This is a genomic window from Streptomyces sp. NPDC058691 (assembly GCF_042714775.1).
Classification (GTDB): domain Bacteria; phylum Actinomycetota; class Actinomycetes; order Streptomycetales; family Streptomycetaceae; genus Actinacidiphila.
In genome coordinates, this window is sequence record NZ_JBHXSO010000004.1 from 91,481 (window position 1) to 107,036 (window position 15,556).

Below are 15,556 nucleotides of genomic sequence, written 5' to 3' on the forward strand. Positions count from 1 at the left end.
GACCTGGGGTGTTACGTTGCGCAGACGGGAGAAATCGAACGGGCGGGGAGGCTCGGGTGGGTACCAGCCAGCGGCAGGACCAGCGAACGGCCACCGCGGCGGAGGAACGCCGCAGGGAGCTGCTGGAGGCCGCGGACCGCGTCGTGCTGCGGGACGGCCCGGAGGCGTCCATGAACGCGATCGCCGCCGAGGCGGGCATCACCAAGCCCATTCTGTACCGGCACTTCGGCGACAAGAGCGGTCTTTACCGTGCCCTGGCCATCCGTCACACCGACGCGCTGCTCGCCAACCTGCGGGCCGCGTTGGACGCGCCCAACGAGCGCCGCGACCGGGTCGAGGCGACCCTGCACGCGTACCTCGGCGCGATCGAGGCCCGGCCCCAGGTCTACCGCTTCCTGATGCACCCGGCGGAGAACCCCGGCGAGGGCGAGCGCGGCTTCGACGTCGGCCGCCATTCGGCCCCGGTGCTGCGCCGCATGGGCGAGGAGCTCGCCCGCTTCATCGCCGAACGGCTGGACCTGGGCCCCGAGGGCCAGGTGGCGGCCCGGGTCTGGGGCCACGGCATCGTCGGCATGATGCACGCCGCCGGCGACTGGTGGCTCGGCGAACGCCCCTGCTCGCGGGATGTGCTGGTGCGCCACCTGGCGGACCTGCTGTGGGGCCGGCTGGCCGCGGTGGGCGACCGCCCGGGCGCACCGCTGCTCTAAGCCCCCCGGCGGCGTCAGCGGGACACCGCCCACGGGGCACGGCGGGCGGCGCGCAGCGTCCGCCGGAGGCGCAGGCCGGTGAGCCGGTCGGTGAAGAGGCCGCCGTCGAGGTGGTCGCACTCGTGCTGCAGGCAGCGGGCGAAGAATCCGGTGCCCTCCACGCGCACCGGCCGGCCGTGCAGGTCGAAGCCCTCGACGACGGTCTCGTCGTGCCGGGGCGTGGGCGCGTGCACGCCCGGAAGCGACAGACAGCCCTCGTGGCCGGTCACGGTGACGCCGCCGATGTGCGTCACCCGCGGATTCACCACATGGCCGAGGTGGCGGGTCTCCTCGTCGTCCGGGCAGTCCCAGACGAACACCCGGACCGGGACACCGATCTGGTTCGCGGCCAGTCCGACCCCGTCGTGCGAGTACATCGTGGCGAACAAGTCCTCGACGAGCGTGGCGAGTTCGGCGTCGAAAGCGGTCACCTCGCGACAGGGCGCGGCAAGCTCGGGATCCCCCAGCAGCCGCATCGGACGGACGGTCCCGGAGCTGCCGGGGATGGTGACATGTGGCATGCGGGCCAGCGTACGGGGGCGGCTCGTTTCAGCGCCGGTAGGGGAAGTGGATAGGCTGATCGGCGACCGATGCCTTCCGGCCGGTGCGAAGGCCGGGGCGCGCGCCCCGGCGGACCGCCGGGGAGGGCGACCGGGGCCGGACGCGAGGAGGATGGTGGAGACGATGGCAGGCAACGCGGAGCCACTGTCGCCGCGGGCGAAGCTGGCCGTGACGGCGGGCAAGGCCGCGGCGGCGGTATCGCGGGCGGCGGGACGCGGCAGCGGATCGGTGATCGGCGGCCGGGTGGCGCTCAAACTCGACCCGGACCTGCTGGCCCGGTTGGCGACCCACCTCGACGTCGTGCTCGTCTCGGCCACCAACGGCAAGACCACCACCACGCGGCTGCTCGCCGAGGCCCTGCGCGCCAACGGGGAGGTCGTCTCCAACGCGCTCGGCGCCAACATGCCGGCCGGTATCACCTCGGCCCTGGCGGGCGGCTCCGAGGCCCGCTACGGCGTGATCGAGGTCGACGAGAAGTACCTGGCCGGTGTCGCCCGGGACGTACGCCCCAAGGCCATCGCCCTGCTGAACCTCTCCCGCGACCAGCTCGACCGGGCCGCCGAGACGCGCATGCTGGCCGAGAAGTGGCGTGAGGGCCTGGCCGGCACCGACGCGATCATCATCGCGAACGCCGACGACCCGCTGATCACCTGGGCGGCCTCCTCCTGCCCGACCGTGGTGTGGGTCGCGGCCGGCCAGGAGTGGAAGGACGACGCCTGGTCCTGCCCCTCCTGCGGCGGTGTGCTCCAGCGCCCCTCCGAGGACTGGTTCTGCGGCGAGTGCGGCTTCCGCCGCCCCACCCCGACGTGGGCCCTGTCCGGCGACCACGTGATCGACCCGTACGGCTCGGCCTGGCCGATCCAGCTGCAGCTGCCCGGCCGCGCCAACAAGTCCAACGCCACCGTCTCGGCCGCCGCGGCGGCCGCCTTCGGCGTGGACCCCAAGGTCGCCCTGGAGCGGATGTACAAGGTCCAGGCGGTGGCCGGACGCTACGACGTGGTGCAGTTCCAGGGCCGCGACGTGCGGCTGCTGCTGGCGAAGAACCCGGCCGGCTGGCTGGAGACCTTCTCGCTCATCGACGGGCCGCCCACGCCGGTGATCCTCTCGGTGAACGCCCGCGGCGCCGACGGCACCGACACCTCCTGGCTGTGGGACGTGGACTACACCCGGCTGGCCGGGCACCCGATCAGCGTGATCGGCGACCGCAAGCTGGACCTGGCGGTCCGGCTGGAGGTCGCCGGGCTGCGGTTCCAGGTGTGCGCGGACTTCGACGAGGCGGTGCGCACATCGCCGCAGGGCCGGATCGAGGCCATCGCCAACTACACCGCGTTCCAGGACCTGCGCCGCCGCGTCGGCAACTGACCGAAGACCCGTTTCGACAGGAGAACACGCCATGAGCGACTCCAGCCTGCGCCTGGTGTGGGTCTACCCCGACCTGCTCAGCACCTACGGCGACCAGGGCAACGTGCTGGTCACCGAGCGCCGGGCGCGACAGCGCCGGGTCCCGGTCACCCGCATCGACGTCCGGTCCGACCAGCCGATCCCGACCTCCGGCGACATCTATCTGATCGGCGGAGGCGAGGACCGGCCGCAGCGGCTGGCCGCCGAGCGGCTGCGCCGTGACGGCGGGCTGAACCGGGCGGTCGACAACGGTGCCATCGTGTTCTCGGTCTGCGCGGGCTACCAGATCCTCGGCCACGAGTTCGTCAACGACCTCGGCCGCCCCGAGCCCGGCCTCGGCCTGCTCGACGTGATCAGCGTCCGCGGCGAGGGCGAGCGGTGCGTCGGCGACGTCCTGGCCGACATCGACCCCGCGCTCGGCCTGCCGCCGCTGACCGGCTTCGAGAACCACCAGGGCATCACGCACGTCGGCGAGCACGCCCGGCCGCTGGCCCGCACCCGGTTCGGCAACGGCAACGGCACGGGCGACGGCACCGAGGGCGCGTACAACGACACCGTCTTCGGCACCTACATGCACGGCCCGGTCATGGCCCGCAATCCCCAGATCGCGGACATGCTGATCAAGCTCGCGATGGACGTCAGGGCGCTGCCGCCCGTCGACGACCAGTGGTACGAGGCGCTGCGCGCGGAGCGGATCGCCTCCGCCACGCAGCCTTCCTGAAGCAGCGGTACCGGGAGCGGGGGCCCGGGCCGGGAGTGTCCGCAGTGCGGGCGGCGTTTCCGTCGTCCGCGCCCGGCTCGATAACGTAGGTGTTGCGGCGCTCGCGCCGCGGGTCCATCCGGACGACGGCGTCCGGCGCCCGGATCGATCTTCCAGGAGTAACGAGCAATGCGTATTGGTGTGCTGACGAGCGGCGGCGACTGCCCCGGCCTGAACGCCGTCATCCGGTCGGTCGTGCACCGCGCGGTCGTCGACCACGGGGACGAGGTCATAGGTTTCCACGACGGGTGGAAGGGCCTCCTCGAATGCGACTACCGCAAGCTCGACCTCGACGCGGTGGGCGGCATCCTGGCCCGCGGCGGCACGATCCTCGGCTCCTCCCGGGTCCGTCCCGAGCACCTGCGGGACGGCGTGGAGCGGGCCAAGGGACACGTCGCCGACCTGGGCCTCGACGCGATCATCCCGATCGGCGGTGAGGGCACACTCAAGGCCGCCCGACTGCTGTCGGACAACGGGCTGCCGATCGTGGGCGTGCCCAAGACCATCGACAACGACATCGCCTCCACCGACGTCACCTTCGGCTTCGACACCGCCGTGACCGTCGCCACCGAGGCGCTGGACCGCCTCAAGACCACCGCCGAGTCGCACCAGCGCGTGCTGATCGTCGAGGTCATGGGGCGCCACACGGGCTGGATCGCGCTGCACTCCGGCATGGCGGCCGGCGCGCACGCCATCGTGGTGCCGGAGCGTCCCTTCGACATCGAGGAGCTGACCAAGATGGTCGGCGACCGCTTCTCCGCGGGCAAGAAGTTCGCGATCGTGGTGGTCTCGGAGGGCGCCAAGCCGCGCGAGGGCACCATGCAGTTCGAGGCCGGCGTCAAGGACGCCTACGGCCACGAGCGCTTCACCGGCATCGCCACCCGGCTCTCCATCGAGCTGGAGGAGCGGCTGGGCAAGGAGGCCCGTCCGGTGATCCTCGGCCACGTGCAGCGCGGCGGCACGCCGACCGCGTACGACCGCGTGCTGGCCACCCGTTTCGGCTGGCACGCCGTGGAGGCCGCGCACAACGACGACTTCGGCATGATGACGGCGCTGCGCGGCACCGACATCACCCTGGTCCCGCTGGCGGAGGCCGTCGAGCACCTCAAGACGGTGCCGGCCGAGCGCTACGTCGAGGCCGAGTGCGTGCTGTGACGCGCTGATCACCCTCCTGGAACCGCCCCCGGCCGCGAACGCGCCCGGGGGCGGTTCTAGTCTGGTGCGGGCGCACCCGCCCCAACCGGCACATTGCCGACGGCGCGGTACGTGCGGACGGGCACGACAGGAGAGTGACGGATGGACCACGGCGGACACGGCATGCTGACGGAGCTCCCGCCGTTCACCCTCGGCCGGGGGCTCGCCTTCAGCGGGGACCCGGTGTTCCTCGCCGGCTGCCTGGTGGCGCTGGCCCTGTACGGCCTCGCCGTCGTCCGCCTGCGGAGCCGCGGCGACCGCTGGCCGGCCGGACGCACGGTCGCCTTCGCCGCCGGGGTGCTGTCCATCGCGCTGGCGATGTGCACCGGGCTGAACGACTACGGCATGGTCATGTTCAGCGTCCACATGGTGCAGCACATGGTCCTCTCCATGGTCGCCCCGATCCTGCTGCTGCTCGGCGCCCCGGTGACGCTGGCGCTGCGCGCGCTGCCCGCGGCCGGGCGCGGCCGCAAGGGGCCGCGGGAGCTGCTGGTCGCGCTGCTGCACAGCCGCTACATGCGGGTGGTCACGCATCCCGCGTTCACCATCCCGCTGTTCATCGCCAGCCTGTACGGGCTCTACTTCACCCCGCTGTTCGACACCCTGATGGGCAGCCGGGCCGGGCACATCGCGATGATGGTGCACTTCCTCGGCGTGGGCCTGGTCTTCTTCTGGCCGATCATGGGCGTCGACCCCGGGCCGCACCGGCCGGGGTACGTGATGCGAATGCTGGAGCTGTTCGCGGGCATGCCCTTCCACGCCTTCTTCGGCATCGCGCTGATGATGGCCTCCGAGCCCATGATCCGCACCTTCCAGCACCCGTCGGCCTCGCTGGGGATCGACGCCCTCGACGACCAGACCGCCGCCGGCGGCATCGCCTGGGCGTTCAGCGAGATCCCCTCGGTCCTCGTGCTGGTGGCGCTGCTGATCCAGTGGTACACCTCGGAACAGCGGCACGCCCGCCGCAAGGACCGTGCGGCGGACCGCGACGGTGACGCGGAACTGGCCGCGTACAACGCCTACTTGGCATCCTTGGAGGCGCGGGGTCGCGGCTGACCGGGGCCGCCCGCCGCGAAGGGAGGCCCTCGATGGGCGACCAGGTACGGATATCGGGCGACGCGCTGCTCCTGCCGGGCGGTGTGACGGTGCGCTTCATGCGCACGCTGCGGCTGCCCGAGACGGGCACGCACCCCCTGCCACCAGGGCTCGGCACCTTCCCGCTGCGCCGCGTCGCGGACTTCCCCGACCGCGCGCCCGAGCAGTGGCTCGCGCGCGGCGGCGTCATGCTGCCGGTCTACCAGCGCGAGGCGATGTGGCTGAGCTTCTCGGCCGCGGTGCCGGCCGCGCTTCAGGTGGGCGTCGGCAAGGTCTGCGCGGTGTCGGGCACACCGTGGAACGACCGGCTGACCCAGCACCCGCAGAACTACGTCGTACTGCCCCGCCAGCCGTGGCTCGACGGCATCAACTCCGGCTCCGGCACGATCCGGCAGTTCGTCGCCGTGCCGCTGGGCCTCGGTGCGACCGTCGAGGGCCAGGTCACCGGCGAGGAGGTCTGGGGCGGGGTGCAGCTCCAGGTCTTCGAGCTCGGCGAGGAGCCGCTGGCGGCCTGGCAGGCCGAACAGCGGCGCCGGGACGGGCCGCCGCGGGCGGCCTTCGGCGGGTACGGCGGCCCCGTGGGCGCGATGCCGATGGCGCCGATGGCGGCACCCGCCCCGGGGGCGGCGCCCGCCGGGCGGACGCGCGGGCCGGCGCGGTCCGCGCCCGCGATGGGGCTGGGCGCCGGCGGGCGGATGCGGCAGGAGGTGTACCGCGACGACCGCAAGCCCTCGGACTGGCGGGACGAGCCGTCGGGCCGGATCTTCGTCCATCTGACGACCCCTCCCGAGTGGCGCCGCATCACGGGCGAAGAGCCACCGCCGTCCCCGGTGAACCGGGCGGCCTACACGGCGGCCGGGCTGCCGTGGTTCGACTACTACGACGCCGACGCCGAGGATCTCGCGGCTCCGGACACCCTCACCCAGGTGCAGCCGGTCGGGGACTGGCTGGGCGAGGACGAGTCTCCCTGGGTGCCCCCGGCGCCGGGACAGGTGCAGCAACTCAAAGGTGACGGAACGGTCACGGACGGCGACTGGTAGCGCCGGGGGGCATGCCCGGGCGACCATGGTGTCCGGGCCGCCGCTGTGCGCCGCCCGGGGAGGAGGGCGTCATGCCCGCACCTGCGAAGGCGATGATCGCGCTCACGGTGGCCTGCCTGGTGGCCGTGACCGCGTACACGGTGGCCCTCGGGCCGAGCGGCTGGCTCTGGTTCGCCTGGGTCGTACTCGGTCTCTCGACGATCGGCATGTTCGCGATCCGCACGCCCCGGTGACGGCGGCCCCGTACCGGGGCGGCGCCGTCAGGCCGGGGCGTGCCGGGCGAGGCCGGAGACGAGGAGGTCGAGGCCGAACTCGAAGCGCTCGTCGCCCTCGCTGCGGGTGAGCGCGTCGACCATGCCCGTGATGTGCGGGAACCGATCGGGCGGCAGCGCGGCGAAGTACTCGCGGGCGCGGGCCACCTGTTCCTCCAGGCTCACCTCGGGCGCGCCGAAGCCCTGTGCACGCTGCGAATCCTCCACGGCGGTCGCGGTGATGAACAGCGCCAGGGCGTCCACCCCGTAGGAGCAGACCCGGTCGGACAGGCCGCCGGACTTGAAGATGCCGAGCATGGCCTCGGCGTTGAGCAAAGCGTTGGGGCCCGAGGGGATGCCCTGGCCCAACGCTGCCCGCGAGAGGTCGCGGTGGGTGACGAGGACCCGGCGGCCTTCGCGGGCCATCTCCTTGATCTGCTCCTGCCACCGCTCGGGGTCGGGCTCCGGGCGCGTCACATCGGCCTGGATCAGGTCCAGGAGGAGTTCCAGCAGCTCCTCCTTGTTGGCGACGTGCGCATAGAGCGACGCGGCGCCGGTGTCCAGCTCCTGGGCGACCCGGCGCATGCTCAGCGCGTCGAGGCCCTCGGTGTCGACGATCCGCAGGGCGGCGGTGACGACCGCCTCCTGGCTGAGCGTGCGGCGGGACACCTTCTTGCGCTCGGGGCGCCAGGGCGGGGTGGGGACCGATGTCACGGGCTGCGTACCTCCGGGAGCGGAACACGAACAGCGTACTTGACACGAACGCCGTTCGCCTTCTAGAACACTGTTCGTACCGAACGAACGCCGTTCGCCCATCTCCGTCGCACCCCGGCCAGGAGGCCCCTCTCGTGAGCACCGAAGCAGCCCTTTCCCCGCCGACGCCCGAGGCCCCCGCGGCCGGCGGCCACCCGCTGCGCAAGCTCGGGCTCGCCGTGGTCCTGGCCGTCGAGATCATGGATCTGCTCGACGCCACGATCGTCGGCGTCGCCTCACCCTCGATCCGCGCCGACTTCGGCGGCAGCTCCACGCAGATCCAGTGGATCACCGCCGCCTACACCCTCACGTTCTCCGTGCTGATGATCACCGGGGCCCGGCTCGGGGACATCGTCGGCCGCCGCCGGATGTTCCTGGCCGGACTCGCCGGGTTCACGGTCTGCTCCGCGCTGTGCGCGGCCGCGGGCTCGGCCGGGATGCTGATCGGCGGGCGGGCCGCCCAGGGGGCGTTCGCAGCGATGCTGGTCCCGCAGGGTCTCGGCATCCTGCGCCAGATGTTCCCGCCGCAGGAGCAAGGAGCGGCCTTCGGCGCCTTCGGGCCGGTCATGGGGCTGGCCGCGGTCGCGGGCCCGGTGCTCGGCGGATTCCTCACCGACGCGGACCTTTTCGGCTCCGGCTGGCGCGCGGTCTTCCTGATCAACGTCCCGATCGGCGTCGTCGCCTTCGTCGCCGCGCTGCGCATCCTGCCCGAGGGCCGCGCGCCGCACGCGCCACGACTGGACCTCCTCGGGTCGGCGCTGGTCAGCCTCGGTGTGCTCATGCTCGTGTACCCGCTGGTGCAGGGCCGCGACCTGGGCTGGCCGCTGTGGACATACCTGTCGATGGCGGGCGCGGTCCCGGTCTTCTGGCTCTTCGCCCGCTACCAGCGCCGGGTGGTGGCGCGAGGCGGTTCACCGCTGGTGGAGCCCGGTCTGTTCCGGCACCGCGGCTTCAGCGCCGCGCTCGTCGTGGGCGTCGTCTTCTTCGCCGCGATCAGCGGGCTGATGCTCGTGCTCACACTGCACCTGCAGGTCGGCCTCGGCTACAGCGCCCTGCACGCGGGGGCCTCGATGATCCCCTGGTCCGCCGGCACCGTGATCGGCGCGGTCCTCTCCGGAGCGGTACTCGGCCCGAAGTACGGCCGGCTCACCATCCAGGCGGGCTTCGCCCTGTCCGCCGTCGGGGTCGCCGCACTGGCCCTCACCGTGCACCTGGCCGGTCACGGGGCGACCACATGGCAGCTGCTGCCCGCGCTGTTGCTGAACGGCTTCGCGATGGGCCTGGTCATGGCGCCGTTCTTCGACATCGCCCTCGCCGACGTCGAGGAGCACGAGAACGGCTCGGCCTCCGGCGCCCTCAACGCCGTGCAGCAGCTCGGCGGTTCCGTCGGTGTGGCGGTGCTCGGCACGGCCTTCTTCTCGTACGCGGCCGGCGGGGACACCGTGAACGCCGCCCAGTGGACGGCGCTCATGGCGGCGGCGGCCTTCGTCGCGGCGCTGGCGGCCACCTTCCTGATGCCCCGTCACGCCCGGGAGGGCGCGACGGGGCACTGACCGCGTGGCGTCAGGCGGTCTGGAGGGTCAGACCGTACCGGGACAGGATCGGGTTCACGGGCTGGAACCAGGTCTCGCCGCCGGAGGAGCAGTTGCCCCAGCCGCCGGAGGTGACGCCCTGCGCCTGGTCGCCGCTGATGAACGAGCCGCCGGAGTCGCCCGGTTCGGCGCACACGTTCGTCTTGGTCAGGCCGAACACGCTGCCCTGGCTGTAGTTGACGGTCTCGTTCTTCGCCAGGACCGTGCCGCAGTGCCAGTGGGTCGTCGAGCCCGAGCGGCAGACCGAGGCACCGACCGGCGCCTCGGCCGAACCGCGGACCAGGGCGTCGGGGACGGTGCCCCAGCCCAGCACCACCGGGACCGTCCACCAGCCGCTGCCGACGTTGACCCAGCCGTAGTCGTTGCCGGGGAACGTACCGCCCTGGAAGTTGCCCACGTACGATCCGTCCCACCCGTACACGGCGGCACCGAGCTGGGCGCAGTGGCCCGCGGTCACGAATCCGCCGTAGACGGAGAAGCCGATCGAGCAGCGGATGTTGTGGCTGTAGTACGGGTCGCCGCCGACCGTGCCCGCCGCGAACGTCGCCGGGGCCCGGTCGGCCGCCCGCACCGAGACGACGACGACACCGGCGCCCGGGGCGGCCCGGCGGGCGCGGGCCACGAACGCCTCGGTGGCGGCGGCGTGCTCCGCTCCGGCCCGGACGTCGACCACGACGCGGTTGGCACGCGGGTCGACGCGCCACCCCGTCACCCCGGCCGGGGCGGCTGCCGCCCGGGCCGTGCGGTCCAACCCGGCCTTGACCGCGTCGAGTTCCCTGGCGGTGTGCCGGACGACCCGGACCGCCGCCCCGGTGCCGCGCACGGCCTCGGCTCCACGGGTGCCCACGACGGCGACGACGAGCCGGCCGCTTTCCGCGTCGTACCAGGAACCGCCGTACGCGGCGCCGGCCGCGCGCCGGGCCGCCGGCTCCAGGCGCGTCGCGGCGGCCTCGTCCCGGAGTCGCTCGCGGGCCTGACCGCGGGTCAGCCCCAGGTCGCGCGCCATGACCCCGACCAGCTCCGCGGAGGCGGGCGCGGTGGCACGGGCGGAGGTGCGGGCGGTGGCGGCGGAGGCGGGCGAGGCGGCGGCGGGCGCGAGCGAGGTGAGCGTGCCGCCCAGGCCGGCCAGCGCGAGGAGGGCGGACAAGCCCATGCGCGCACGGATGCTGCGTCTCATGGCGGTTCCCCTAACTGTTGTGGGAGGAGGTCGTACAGGGGGTGCGATGGGGTACCAGGCGGTTCATGAGAGCGCTCTCATCCACGACGTCGGCGCGAGCATAGGTCTGACCGCTTGGTCATGTCCATATCAACTTCGCGCCAGATCGGCACGACGGCCGTCCGCGACCGGTGACGGACAGCGAGGCGGGGACCTACACTGGCCGTCCCCGACACGCCTTCCGACGTGGCGGAACGCTGCCCCGAGGTCGAGCAGTTCGGTTGGGAGTCGCACCGTGTTCTACTACGTGCTCAAGTACGTGCTCCTCGGCCCGCTCCTCAGACTGCTGTTCCGCCCGCGGATCGAAGGCATGGAGAACATCCCGGAGGAGGGGGCGGCGATCGTCGCCGGGAACCACCTGTCGTTCTCCGACCACTTCCTGATGCCGGCGATCCTGCCGCGCCGCATCACGTTCCTGGCCAAGGCGGAGTACTTCACCGGACCCGGCGTCAAGGGCCGCCTGACCGCGGCGTTCTTCCGGAGCGCGGGACAGATCCCAGTCGACCGCTCGGGCGGCAAAGCGGGCGAGTCGGCGATCCGGGAAGGGCTGAAGGTGCTGGCCCGGGACGAGTTGCTCGGCATCTACCCCGAGGGCACCCGCTCGCACGACGGACGGCTGTACAAGGGCAAGGTGGGCGTGGCGACGATGGCCCTGCGCGCGAAGGTCAAGGTGATCCCGTGCGCGATGATCGGCACGTACGAGATCCAGCCCGCCGGGCGCCGCCTGCCGCGCATCAAGCCGGTGACCATCCGCTTCGGCGAACCGCTGGAGTTCTCCCGCTTCGAGGGGATGGACCACGAGCGGTTCGTGGTGCGCTCCGTGACCGACGAGATCATGTACGCCATCCTGGAGCTGTCCGGTCAGGAGTACGTCGACCGCTACGCCGCGGACGTCAAGGCCGAGCAGCAGGGCCCGGGGCGCGGCGTCGGCTCCCGGCTGCGGCGCGGCGCCTGAGCCGCCGCCCCGCGGCCGCGCCGCTGGACCGCGCCCCCGCTTCCGCGCCCCGCGTTTGCGCCCTCGGCGGATCCGCGCAGGGCGAACCCGCCTGGCCATGGCCCCGCACGGCCTCTTAGCGTCGCCCCATGACGACGGGAAGCGCATTCGTGATCGGGGCGACGGGGCAGATCGGGCGGGCGGCGGTGCGCGCGCTCGCCGAGGACGGCTGGGAGGTGCGCGCGGCCTCGCGCGGGGGCGGCGGCGATGTGCCCTGGCCCGAGGGCGTACGGCCCGTCGCGGTGGACCGCGAGGACGACGCGGCGCTGGCCGCCGCCATCGGCGACGGATGCGACGTGCTGCTGGACTGCGTGGCGTACGGGACCGAGCACGCACGCCAGTTGCTGGACCTGGCCGGGCGGATCGGCTCCGCCGTCGTGGTCTCCAGCTGCTCGGTCTACGCGGACGACCAGGGGCGCAGCCTGGAGACCCAGGTCGAGCCGGACGGCGCCCCGGTGCTGCCCGTCCCGGTGCCCGAGACCCAGTCCTCCGTGGCCGCGGGCCCGAGCGGCTACGCCGCCCGGAAGGTGGCGCTGGAACGCGAACTCCTCGCCGCGGGCGACCGGTTGCCCACCACACTGCTGAGGGCGGGCGCGATCCACGGCGCGCACAACCTGCGCCCGCGCGAGCTGTACTTCGTCAAGCGCGCCTTGGACAAGCGGCCGGTCCGGATCCTGGCCCACAACGGCGCGAGCCGCTTCCACCCGGTGCACACCGCCAATCTGGCCGAGCTCGTGCGCCTCGCCGCCCGCCGCCCCGGCTCGCGCGTCCTCAACGCCGGTGATCCGTACGCCCCGACGGTCGCGGAGATCGCCACCGCGATCGGCGGGCTGCTGGGCCACGACTGCGACACGGTCCTCGTGGACGGACCGCCCCCGGCCCCGAACGTCGGCGACACCCCGTGGAGCGCGGCGCATCCCTTCGTGCTCGACATGGCGGCCGCCGAAAGCGAACTGGGCTACCGGGCCGTGACGGGATACTCGGAGTCGCTGCCCGAGACCGTGGACGGGCTCGTGGCGCGGCTCGGCGACCGTGACTGGCGTGCCGCGTTCCCCGTGCTGGCCACGACGTACGACCGTTTCGGCGACCTCTTCGACTACGCGGCCGAGGACCGCTGGCTGGGCGTGGGAAAATCCCTCGCTCCCCGGACGGGCCCCAACTAGCCTTCAGGCGTGGCAAGGGACCAGTCGTGAGCGCCCGTCTGCGGGCCATCGCCCAGGCGACGGAGGCCGTCGTCGCCGTGGGCGGCTACCGCACGGCGCGGGGGACCGAGGTGTCGATCGGCGCGGCGGTGCAAAGGGCGGTCGCGGGGACCCGGATCCACGGGCCGGCACCCGTCGACCCCGGCGCCGCCCGGGCCCTGGCGGCACCGACCGCCTTCGAGGTGACCGGCGAGGACAGCCTCCAGGCGGCCGGACGGCTCGTGCGCGAGGCCGCAGGCCCGGTCGCGGTCCTCAACTTCGCCTCTGCCCGCAATCCCGGCGGCGGCTACGTCAACGGCGCGCAGGCCCAGGAGGAGGCGCTGTGCCGCTCCTCGGCGCTGTACACGACACTGCTCGCCGCGCGGGACTTCTACACCTGGCACCGCACCGACGGAAGTCCCTTCTACAGCGACCGCGTCATCCACTCCCCCGCCGTCCCGGTGTTCCGCGACCCGCGCGGCGAACTGCTGGAGGATCCGTTCGAGGCGGGCTTCCTCACCTGCGCCGCGCCCAATGCCGGGGTCATCGAACTCCGCGACCCGCCGGCCGCCGTCCGGCTGCCCGCCGCGATCGACGCCCGGGCCGGCCGGGTGCTGGAGGTCGCGGCCGCCGAGGGCTACCGGGCGCTGGTGCTGGGCGCGTGGGGCTGCGGGGTGTTCCGCAACGACCCGGCACAGGTCGCCGGGGCGTTCCGCGGGCTGCTCGGGCCCGGCGGGCGCTTCGCGGAGCGCTTCGAGCGGGTCGTCTTCGCCGTTCTGGACCGGCAGCGGGACGCGCCCACCCGTGCGGCCTTCGCCGCCGCGTTCCCCGGGTAGGGAGAGACCATGGCCGGCCGGCTGCATCTGGACCTGCCGGACGGCACCGTGACGCTCGGCCCGCACGAGGTGTCCACGGTGCCCAAGGGCGTTCCGCACCGGCCGCGCGGCACGGTCGACACCGGCGACGGCAACGAGGGCACGACGGGCGTGCACCCGGCCTGAGCGGCCCCGTACCAAAGCAAACGGTCCCGGCCCCCCTCGACCGGGGGCCGGGACCGTTCGCGCGGGGTGGTGCGGGGGTCAGCTGGTGGCCGGGACCGGCGCCGCGTGCGGGGCGCACGTGACGTCGTGGCGGTCCAGCGAACCGTTCACGAAGTAGCCGGTGACCCGGTCGTTGATGCAGGGGTTGACCAGACCGGTGACGCCGTGCGAGCCGGCGCCCTTCTCCGTGATCATGAGCGAGCCCTTGAACCGCTGGTGCAGCTCGACGGCCCCGGGGAACGGGGTCGCCGCGTCACGGGTGCTCTGGACGATCATGACGCGCGGCAGGCCGTGGCCGGTCCGCACCTCCACCGGCTTCTGCTGCGGGACTCCCCAGGTGGCGCAGGGGAGGTTCAGCCACGCGTTGGCCCAGGTGAGGAACGGGTACTTGGCGTGCAGCCGGGTGTTGTCGCGGTCCCAGGTGCGCCAGTCGCGCGGCCACTTGGCGTCGGTGCACTCCACCGCCGTGTAGACCGCGTTGCCGTTCTCCGCGGCGATGTTGCCCGCGGTGTCGGACAGGTCCGGGGCCGCGGCGTCGACCAGCGCCTGGGTGTCACCGGCGAGGTACTTGCTCCAGACCCCGGCCACGGTCGCCCACGACGAGTCGTAGTACGGGGCGGTCTGGAAGAGCCCGAGCAGTTCGTTCGGGCCCACGAGGCCCCCGATGGGGTGGGCCTTGGCGGTGGCGCGCAGCCGCTCCCACTGCGCCTGGACCTTCGCCGGCGTGCTGCCGATGTGGTAGACGGAGTCGTACTTCGCGACCCACGCATTCCAGTCGTCCCAGCGGCCCTGGAAGGCCACGTCCTGGTCCAGGTTGTTCTGGTACCAGATCTGGTCGCGGGCCGGGTTGACGACGCTGTCGACGACCATGCGCCGCACGTGCGACGGGAAGAGGGTGGCGTACACGGCGCCGAGATAGGTGCCGTAGGAGACGCCCAGGTAGTTGAGCTTCCGCTCGCCCAGCGCGGCACGGATGACGTCGAGGTCGCGGGCGGTGTTGGGCGTGGTCATCTGGGAGAGCATCGCCGCACCGGTGCGCTCCTTGCAGCCCTCGGCGTACTCCGCCGCGAGCTTGCGCTGCGCCCGCTTGTCGGCCTCGCTGTCCGGGACCGGGTCGGCCTTGGGGGCCTTCACGAACTCCTGAGGGTCGGCGCAGGAGATGGGCGCCGAGTGGCCGACGCCGCGCGGGTCGAAGCCCACGAAGTCGTACGCCTTGGCGGTGGCCGTCCAGATGGGGTTCTTGGCGGTGACGCGGAGCGGGAAGCGCATGCCGGAGCCGCCGGGGCCGCCGGGGTTGTAGATCAGGGCGCCCTGCCGCTCGGCGGCGGTGCCGGTGTTGCCGATGCGGTCCACGGCGATCTTGATCGTCCTGCCGTGCGGCTTGGCGTAGTCGACCGGCACGGTGACCCAGCCGCACTGGACGGGCGCGGCGATGCCCCAGTCGGCCGGGCAGGCCGCCCAGTCGATGCCCGCCTTGGCGGCGCGGGCCGCGGCGACGCGCACCCCGGCGTCCTCCGCGTTCACGTGGTGTCCGTAGCCGGCACCCCCGGCCACCGCGGTCTGCGGCGCGGCGGCGACGACGGTGCCGGCTATCAGGGCTCCGGTGAGCCCGAGCACGGCTGTGCGTCTCACGATGACGTCCCCCTGCTGTTGAGCCGCTTGTGGCGGCGCGAGCACAGAACTGCAGGGGGATCCTTTCGCCCGGATGGCGCCCGGGAGAAGATCGTACGGG

Annotated in this window: 16 protein-coding genes; 12 read left to right on the top strand and 4 right to left on the bottom strand. The window is 73.1% G+C overall.

The features are described from left to right. The first annotated feature begins 56 nt into the window (after nt 1-56). The gene (locus ACFWVC_RS04495; protein ID WP_384276962.1) at nt 57-707 is read left to right on the top strand and encodes a TetR family transcriptional regulator; all 651 of its coding nucleotides are present in this window, start codon (nt 57-59) and stop codon (nt 705-707) included. A gap of 14 nt (nt 708-721) precedes the next feature. Here the strand turns inward: ACFWVC_RS04495 and def are convergent, their stop codons facing one another. Then, nucleotides 722-1,267, bottom strand: a complete 546-nt coding sequence (gene def, locus ACFWVC_RS04500) for a peptide deformylase (protein ID WP_384276967.1) — start codon at nt 1,265-1,267, stop codon at nt 722-724. A gap of 163 nt (nt 1,268-1,430) precedes the next feature. On the opposite strand from def, the gene ACFWVC_RS04505 reads away from it, so the two are divergent. From ACFWVC_RS04505 to ACFWVC_RS04530, 6 genes are all read left to right on the top strand, one after another. Next, nucleotides 1,431-2,669 carry a MurT ligase domain-containing protein gene (locus ACFWVC_RS04505; protein WP_384276971.1) on the top strand — a complete coding sequence of 413 codons (1,239 nt, stop codon included), beginning with the start codon at nt 1,431-1,433 and terminating at the stop codon, nt 2,667-2,669. Between the two features lie 31 nt (nt 2,670-2,700). Beyond that, complete coding sequence (locus ACFWVC_RS04510; RefSeq protein ID WP_384276976.1) at nt 2,701-3,429, top strand: type 1 glutamine amidotransferase; 729 nt, start codon at nt 2,701-2,703, stop codon at nt 3,427-3,429. Nucleotides 3,430-3,597: 168 nt separating this feature from the next. Beyond that, complete coding sequence (locus tag ACFWVC_RS04515) at nt 3,598-4,623, top strand: 6-phosphofructokinase (protein WP_384276980.1); 1,026 nt, start codon at nt 3,598-3,600, stop codon at nt 4,621-4,623. A 141-nt stretch (nt 4,624-4,764) separates the two neighbouring features. Further along, a complete protein-coding gene (locus ACFWVC_RS04520; protein WP_384276985.1) occupies nt 4,765-5,718 on the top strand; it encodes a cytochrome c oxidase assembly protein in 954 nt (317 codons plus the stop codon). A gap of 32 nt (nt 5,719-5,750) precedes the next feature. After that, complete coding sequence (locus ACFWVC_RS04525; protein ID WP_384276991.1) at nt 5,751-6,797, top strand: hypothetical protein; 1,047 nt, start codon at nt 5,751-5,753, stop codon at nt 6,795-6,797. Nucleotides 6,798-6,868: 71 nt separating this feature from the next. After that, the gene (locus tag ACFWVC_RS04530; protein ID WP_384276995.1) at nt 6,869-7,030 is read left to right on the top strand and encodes a hypothetical protein; all 162 of its coding nucleotides are present in this window, start codon (nt 6,869-6,871) and stop codon (nt 7,028-7,030) included. 27 nt (nt 7,031-7,057) lie between these two features. Here ACFWVC_RS04530 and ACFWVC_RS04535 read toward each other — a convergent pair whose 3' ends face one another. Then, nucleotides 7,058-7,762, bottom strand: a complete 705-nt coding sequence (locus tag ACFWVC_RS04535) for a TetR/AcrR family transcriptional regulator (protein WP_384277001.1) — start codon at nt 7,760-7,762, stop codon at nt 7,058-7,060. A 134-nt stretch (nt 7,763-7,896) separates the two neighbouring features. Between ACFWVC_RS04535 and ACFWVC_RS04540 the strand changes: the two genes are divergently transcribed. Next, nucleotides 7,897-9,354: an MFS transporter gene (locus ACFWVC_RS04540; protein WP_384277007.1), complete on the top strand. Its 1,458-nt coding sequence runs from the start codon at nt 7,897-7,899 to the stop codon at nt 9,352-9,354. A gap of 10 nt (nt 9,355-9,364) precedes the next feature. On the opposite strand, the gene ACFWVC_RS04545 is transcribed toward ACFWVC_RS04540, so the two are convergent. Next, nucleotides 9,365-10,570 (bottom strand): S1 family peptidase, encoded by a 1,206-nt coding sequence (locus tag ACFWVC_RS04545; protein ID WP_384277014.1) that lies wholly within the window; start codon nt 10,568-10,570, stop codon nt 9,365-9,367. Nucleotides 10,571-10,844: 274 nt separating this feature from the next. On the opposite strand from ACFWVC_RS04545, the gene ACFWVC_RS04550 reads away from it, so the two are divergent. From ACFWVC_RS04550 to ACFWVC_RS04565, 4 genes are all read left to right on the top strand, one after another. Next, nucleotides 10,845-11,564, top strand: coding sequence for a lysophospholipid acyltransferase family protein (locus tag ACFWVC_RS04550; protein ID WP_384277019.1), 720 nt, complete (start codon nt 10,845-10,847; stop codon nt 11,562-11,564). Nucleotides 11,565-11,692: 128 nt separating this feature from the next. Then, a complete protein-coding gene (locus ACFWVC_RS04555; protein ID WP_384277025.1) occupies nt 11,693-12,766 on the top strand; it encodes an NAD-dependent epimerase/dehydratase family protein in 1,074 nt (357 codons plus the stop codon). Nucleotides 12,767-12,792: 26 nt separating this feature from the next. After that, entirely contained in the window at nt 12,793-13,620 is an 828-nt protein-coding gene (locus ACFWVC_RS04560; protein ID WP_384277031.1) for a TIGR02452 family protein, read from the top strand. Nucleotides 13,621-13,629: 9 nt separating this feature from the next. Beyond that, nucleotides 13,630-13,785: a hypothetical protein gene (locus tag ACFWVC_RS04565; RefSeq protein ID WP_384277037.1), complete on the top strand. Its 156-nt coding sequence runs from the start codon at nt 13,630-13,632 to the stop codon at nt 13,783-13,785. Nucleotides 13,786-13,863: 78 nt separating this feature from the next. On the opposite strand, the gene ACFWVC_RS04570 is transcribed toward ACFWVC_RS04565, so the two are convergent. Next, nucleotides 13,864-15,456, bottom strand: coding sequence for an alpha/beta hydrolase (locus tag ACFWVC_RS04570; RefSeq protein ID WP_384277040.1), 1,593 nt, complete (start codon nt 15,454-15,456; stop codon nt 13,864-13,866). Nucleotides 15,457-15,556: the final 100 nt, after the last annotated feature.

Bases quoted from the DNA above. Each gene is read 5' to 3' on its own strand.
- def (WP_384276967.1), bottom strand. From the start codon at position 1,267: ATGCCACATGTCACCATCCCCGGCAGCTCCGGGACCGTCCGTCCGATG.
- ACFWVC_RS04505 (WP_384276971.1), top strand. From the start codon at position 1,431: ATGGCAGGCAACGCGGAGCCACTGTCGCCGCGGGCGAAGCTGGCCGTG.
- ACFWVC_RS04510 (WP_384276976.1), top strand. From the start codon at position 2,701: ATGAGCGACTCCAGCCTGCGCCTGGTGTGGGTCTACCCCGACCTGCTC.
- ACFWVC_RS04515 (WP_384276980.1), top strand. From the start codon at position 3,598: ATGCGTATTGGTGTGCTGACGAGCGGCGGCGACTGCCCCGGCCTGAAC.
- ACFWVC_RS04520 (WP_384276985.1), top strand. From the start codon at position 4,765: ATGGACCACGGCGGACACGGCATGCTGACGGAGCTCCCGCCGTTCACC.
- ACFWVC_RS04525 (WP_384276991.1), top strand. From the start codon at position 5,751: ATGGGCGACCAGGTACGGATATCGGGCGACGCGCTGCTCCTGCCGGGC.
- ACFWVC_RS04530 (WP_384276995.1), top strand. From the start codon at position 6,869: ATGCCCGCACCTGCGAAGGCGATGATCGCGCTCACGGTGGCCTGCCTG.
- ACFWVC_RS04545 (WP_384277014.1), bottom strand. From the start codon at position 10,570: ATGAGACGCAGCATCCGTGCGCGCATGGGCTTGTCCGCCCTCCTCGCG.
- ACFWVC_RS04555 (WP_384277025.1), top strand. From the start codon at position 11,693: ATGACGACGGGAAGCGCATTCGTGATCGGGGCGACGGGGCAGATCGGG.
- ACFWVC_RS04565 (WP_384277037.1), top strand. From the start codon at position 13,630: ATGGCCGGCCGGCTGCATCTGGACCTGCCGGACGGCACCGTGACGCTC.